4 protein-coding genes are annotated in these 6,000 nt (G+C 37.7%); 1 reads left to right on the forward strand and 3 read right to left on the reverse strand.

Annotated features, from left to right (window positions below; genetic code table 11):
* Positions 1–338: 338 nt before the first annotated feature.
* Positions 339–917: an anaerobic ribonucleoside-triphosphate reductase activating protein gene (gene nrdG / locus DTK66_RS09155; protein ID WP_191668475.1), complete on the reverse strand. Its 579-nt coding sequence runs from the start codon at positions 915–917 to the stop codon at positions 339–341.
* Positions 918–986: 69 nt separating this feature from the next.
* Positions 987–3,221, reverse strand: a complete 2,235-nt coding sequence (nrdD, locus tag DTK66_RS09160) for an anaerobic ribonucleoside-triphosphate reductase (RefSeq protein WP_191668476.1) — start codon at positions 3,219–3,221, stop codon at positions 987–989.
* 401 nt (positions 3,222–3,622) lie between these two features.
* On the opposite strand from nrdD, the gene DTK66_RS09165 reads away from it, so the two are divergent.
* Positions 3,623–5,020 (forward strand): DHA2 family efflux MFS transporter permease subunit, encoded by a 1,398-nt coding sequence (locus DTK66_RS09165; protein ID WP_191668477.1) that lies wholly within the window; start codon positions 3,623–3,625, stop codon positions 5,018–5,020.
* Positions 5,021–5,078: 58 nt separating this feature from the next.
* On the opposite strand, the gene DTK66_RS09170 is transcribed toward DTK66_RS09165, so the two are convergent.
* A complete protein-coding gene (locus tag DTK66_RS09170) occupies positions 5,079–5,630 on the reverse strand; it encodes a GNAT family N-acetyltransferase (protein ID WP_191668478.1) in 552 nt (183 codons plus the stop codon).
* Between the last annotated feature and the right edge of the window lie 370 nt (positions 5,631–6,000).

Raw genomic sequence — 6,000 nt, forward strand, 5'->3', positions numbered from 1 at the left:
TAATTATTTAAGGTGTTGAGTTCTTATATCTCTCAACAGTTATTAATATACTCTCTTAAAATTACACGTGGGTTACCCTGTATTATCAATTTTGCCGTCTTTCGTAATATTTTGTAATAAATAAATTAATAATCACTTAACATTCATGGCTATCTTACTGTTATATCAGTAACTTAGGTATAACTAACTTCTTCCCATAATTGACCAAACTCTGTAATATAAACATAAATAAGCTGCTACTTTCATCTTAAATTTAATGAAGTAGCAGCTTATTTTTTCTTATTATGGTCTTTTTGTAACACTAGTGTAATCAAATATAGGCATATAGGTATTCTTTTCTACCGAACAAGTTTATCCCAAATTACAACTTCTCCTTGTTGCAATGACTTTGGAACATCAATAATGCGCTGATTTGAACTTCCCCTAAATTGAAGCGTTAGGTCTTTTTTGGCGAGAAGAAAACGGCCATCCACGAGGATATCAAGGTAGTGCAATAATTCAAGCTTGTCATCGGATTCTTTCATTAGCTCTTCCCAAGTATAGCCAGACCATGACCAAATATCTTTTTCATGACCAAACTCTTTTCTTACCCGTTTAACTATTCTTAAACAAACCTGGGTATTTAAAAATGGTTCACCACCTAAAAGAGTTAGTCCTTGAACATAACTTTGCGAAAGGTCCGTAATAATTTGATCTTCTAATTCTTGTGTATATGGTTGTCCATAATGGAAATTTTGTGCAGCTCGATTATAACAGCCTGGACATTTAAAAGGGCACCCACTGACATACAGACTACAACGCACTCCTTCACCATCAACAAAGTTAAATGGCTTATAGTCAGCAACATACTGTTGTGAGTAATCTTTAGCCAGCCATTCTTGTGGCTCAGGATTCCGTGGTAATTTAGCATCAACCATTATTTTTCCTCCTATATCAAAAGGCCTGCAACTCTAAGCCGAAACAGACCTTTTTTCTTCTATATAATATTAAATTTGATCACCGGTGATATCAGCATGAGCTTTTATATCCATTTGACGATTTCGTTCAAAGCTCGCTGCATTTTTTATCATCCCGGCGTCCATATGCTTTGCCCGGTGAATAATTTCTTCGTGCCGGCCATGAACCATTGGCCGTTGTTGAGGATTTCCTAGGTAGCCACATGTTCGCTTAACTACATCGCAAGTTGCTGGATCATGATTACCACATTGCGGACACCTAAAGCCGCGTGCAGTTGCTTCAAATTCGCCCTTAAAACCACATTTAAAACACTGGTCAATCGAAGTATTAGTTCCTAAGTAGCCAACATGGTCATATGCCCAATCCCACACCGCTTCTAAAGCCTTAGGATTTTGGCGGAGATTAGGATATTCACAATAGTGGATAAATCCTCCTGCAGCATATTTAGGAAAGTCTTCTTCAAAAGTAAGTTTTTCAAATGGTGTTGGATGTTTCCGCACATCATAATGAAAACTATTAGTATAGTATTCCTTATCAGTAACATCTTCGACACGACCAAATTTCTTAAGGTCATCTTGGCAAAAAGTGTCAGTCAATGATTCAGCGGGCGTCGAGTATAAACTAAAGTGATATCCCTCTTCTTCTTCCCATTTTGCACAAAGATCATGCATTGCTTTAGTAATTGCAATTGCAAAGTCATGGGCCTCTTTATTACTTTCCCAGTTTGATCCATAAAAAGTAGCACACACTTCGTATAAGCCAATGTACCCAAGTGAAACTGTCGCTCGACTGTTCTTAAATACTTCATCAACACTATCGGTTTTCTTTAGGCGCTTACCAAATGCACCATACATATAAAGAAGCGGGGCGTTCTCTGGCTTAGCTTCTTTTGTCCGTTTAATCCGATAATCAAGTGCAATCTTACAAATATTCATCTTTTCTTGAAAGATTTCCCAGAATAATTGCTTATCGCCGTGTGCCTCAAGAGCAATCCGTGGTAGGTTAACAGTAACAACCCCGAGGTTCATGCGTCCAGAATTAACTTCTTTTCCCGTTTCAGGATCCGTCCAGCCCTGTAAGAAAGAACGGCATCCCATGGGGGTCTTAAAACTACCGGTAATCTCTTTAATTTTGTCATACATTAATAAGTCAGGGTACATACGTTTAGTAGAACACTCAAGAGCTAATTGTTTAATATCGTAATTGGGATCCTCTGGATTAAGGTTCAAGCCGCGCTTAACAGTAAAAATCAACTTAGGAAAAATAGCAGTCCGATGTTCTTTTCCTAACCCTTTAATTCGGATCTCTAAAATTGCTTTTTGAATTTCACGGGAAATCCAACTCGTCCCCAAGCCAAAATTAACGGTAGTAAAAGGAGTCTGACCTTGACTAGAGTAAAGCGTATTAATTTCATATTCTAACGCCTGCATCGCATCGTAAATATCTTTTTTAGTTTTTTCCCGAGCAAATTCTTCGCGTTTTGCAGGGACAATCCATTTTTCGGCGTCCTTCATGTGTTTTTCATAATTAAGCTTAGCATATGGTTCTAATAATTGATCGATCCGATTAGCAGAACATCCGCCATACTGTAAAGAAGCGACATTAGCAATAATTTGTGACATTTGAGCGGTTGCCGTTTGGATTGAACGTGGTGAAGCTACCCAGGCATTCCCAATCTTAAATCCATGTTTAAGCATCTCGTCAAAGTCAATTAGACAACAATTGGTCTCGGGCGTCACCGGTGAGTAATCAAGATCATGCCAGTGAATATCACCTCGTAAATGGGCTTTGGCGACAATCCCTGGTAACATCCGTAGACCAAGAGCACGGCTAACAACCCCTGCTTCTAAGTCCCGTTGGGTATTAAAGACATGACTATCCTTATTGGCATTTTCGTGAACAACACGGGAATTACGGTCAAAAAGTTGTTCTAACTTATTTTGGGGATTAGTTGCCTCAGCAAATGCTTCTTCATCATGCTGACGATAGTCACGATAAACCTTAGCAAGTTCTTCATGGTTAGCATCAGTCAGCCCTTTTACAAAAAGATCAGCAATCGTTTCAGCACTAACCGTTGACTGATTAAGCAGGGCGTTAAAAATCGTTATGTAGACACTTTGCACCGTCTGCTCATCAGCATTGAGTGCTTGTAAGACAAGCTTGATCTTATAAGCGTAAAAGGGTGTCACTGTACCATCACGCTTAACCACTTGGACTCTGGTCAAACTATTAAGGTCGTTTTCATTAATTACTTGCACTTTCATCGTCATTTCCCCTCTCGAATATAACGACTACTATCATAGCTCAAAATACAACTTATAGAAAGAGTTGACTTTTAAAATACTATATGTTGTGGTTACTTATTTACAATCTTATTACTGAAATATCCAATTCTGATATAGCACGGCTAAAGTGAAGAATGTAAGACTGACGCTTTTTTTAGGACATTTAGTCAAAATTTTAATTCTTTATTTTCCAAATCATATTATCACTAAATAGAATTCGTAACTTTCATAAACGTCTAATCATTCGGCATCCTTAATAATCTTAAGCTATATCGTTAAGAATATTATTTATTCAAAAAAGAACTTACGAGCCCCAGCCATAATTTGCTAGACTAACCTTTGTGTGAATTTTGTATAAAAGAGAAGGAGTGTTTTCATTTATGGAAAATGCATTACAAGCCCGCCAAGCGGTTAGTCATCCAAAACTTGCGATGGTTAGTATGCTGCTTGGCGCTTTTGTAGGAATGTTTAGCGAAACATCATTAAATATCGCTTTGCCAAAATTAATGGCAGCTTTACAAGTTAATACCGCCACAATTCAATGGCTAGTTACTGGTTATATGTTGGTCATTGGGATTATCCTACCATTATCAAGCATCATCACTAAATGGTTTACGACCCGCCAAGTTATTATCTTTGCTCTCATCGACTTTATTGTGGGGGCTTGCATTTCAGCATTAGCTAATAACTTTTCAATTTTATTAATTGGCCGAATGATTCAAGGAATTGCAACGGGATTAATTCTTCCTTTAATGTTTGCAGTCGTCATGCAAATCTTCCCACCGAAAAAAATCGGGGCAGTAATGGGAATATGTGCCCTAGTAATTATGTTTGCCCCTGCCATCGGTCCAACATTAACTGGATTGATCTTAGCAAAACTGTCCTGGCAATGGATTTTTTGGTTATTTATTCCATTCTTATTAATTGCCTTATTTTTTGCAATTACTTCTTTAGAAAACATCGGTGAGTTGACCAAGCCGCACGTTGACGTCTTATCAATTCTTGAATCAGCAATTGGTTGTTCAGGAATCGTTATCGGAGCTAGTCTGGCAAGTCGTGATGGCTGGTTATCATTCTCCGTACTAGGTTCCTTGATTGTGGGGATCGTTGTTTTAGGACTATACGTATACCGACAACTGCATCTTGCGACTCCTATTCTGAATTTACGAATCTTCAAGACGCCAGCATTTGCTATCGGCTCATCATTAGTAATGTTAGACTTTGGAATTATTTTATCAATAATGTATCTTTTGCCAATGTTTTACCAAAATGGTCTCTTATTGCCAGTTGCCTTAACTGGATTGATTATGTTACCAGGAGGTATTATCAACGCACTAACTTCTGCTGTTGCTGGCCGCCTCTATGATAATATCGGAGCAAAGAAACCAGCTATCATTGGTTTTACCATTGCCTTAATCGGTGCGGTAATGTTAGCATTCACTAGTACAAATACTTCAATTGCTTATGTCATAATTGCTCATATTATTTTAATGATTGGTTGTCCCCTCGCAATGTCCCCATCACAGACAAGTGCGTTAAATGCCCTATCAGGGATGGAATCAGGGGATGGTAGTACAATTATGAACACCATGCAACAAGTAGTTGGTGCCCTCGCTACTGCTTTAGCCACTAGTTTCTTAGCCCTCGGAAGTGCAATGACGACTGGTTCCACGGCTTTCCGCTTTACAAATGGTTTCCATTACGGAATTTACTTTGCAATCGTCCTTATAATCGTTGCTATCGTATTAACATTTAAGATGCAAGATCAACAAAAATAAAATTGACAAGACCTGCAATATTCGGGATTTCCCAAACGTTGCAGGTCTTTTTTCTGTACTATTCACGAATAATCTTAAACGGCATATAACGATGATGCCGATGAGTTAAATAACGATTCATTAACTGCTGAAAAAGTTGCGGGTTTATTGTTGATTGTTGACTCAGTAGGTCAAATTTTTCCTCATCCTTTTCAACAGTATAAAAGCCAGTCTTAACAAATCCGTTTTTCGCATAAAATTGATGACGACGAATCCGTTGGCGATTATTTGTTGCTGCTGGATCAATTCTTTCAGTACTTAACGTTATTAACTTATTAGAATATCGCTTCTTGATTGCTGTTAATGTAGCACTACCATATCCTTTACTATGGTAGTACGGATCAATCGCTAGAAAGAAAATATAAGCTATTCGCTGATCAAACACCGTATAGAAGAATCCCACCCACTCATGTTGATCATAAATGCTACAAAATTCTGCTTTGCCAGCTTTGGCACGCATTTGCAAAAACGATAATGGCAATCGTTCATTCTTAGGAAAAACTGTCTGATATACATGATTAATTTTCTTAAAATCAGGCGATTTCGCTGCTACCTTTAAAACTTCAATCATCGTTACCATCCTTTCATTTTAAATAATCATATCGTATCTTATAGAAGATAGGCAATCGTTAGCTATTACTGACATGTTAGTTTATTTACAAGGTCACATAAAAAAATTCTATGAAATAGGTGAGCGGACGGATCATATTGTCCTAGCCCTAAACTAATAGCAATCAATCTTTTAAGATCCGCAGAATATAACGAGATTAAGACTATTTCGGGTAACTTAAATTCAGCTGATGATGCACAAAACTAATAAGGAGTAAAATTATTTAAAAAAGCAAAAACACCTGCAACCCTTGATACACAAGAGTTACAGGTGTTAACGTTAGCTTAGCTGATACTTCGCATTACTGCTTTAATATGCCTCCGGTGGGGGT

The sequence above is a fragment of the Limosilactobacillus walteri genome (assembly GCF_014830205.1).
In the GTDB taxonomy this organism is placed as follows: domain Bacteria; phylum Bacillota; class Bacilli; order Lactobacillales; family Lactobacillaceae; genus Limosilactobacillus; species Limosilactobacillus walteri.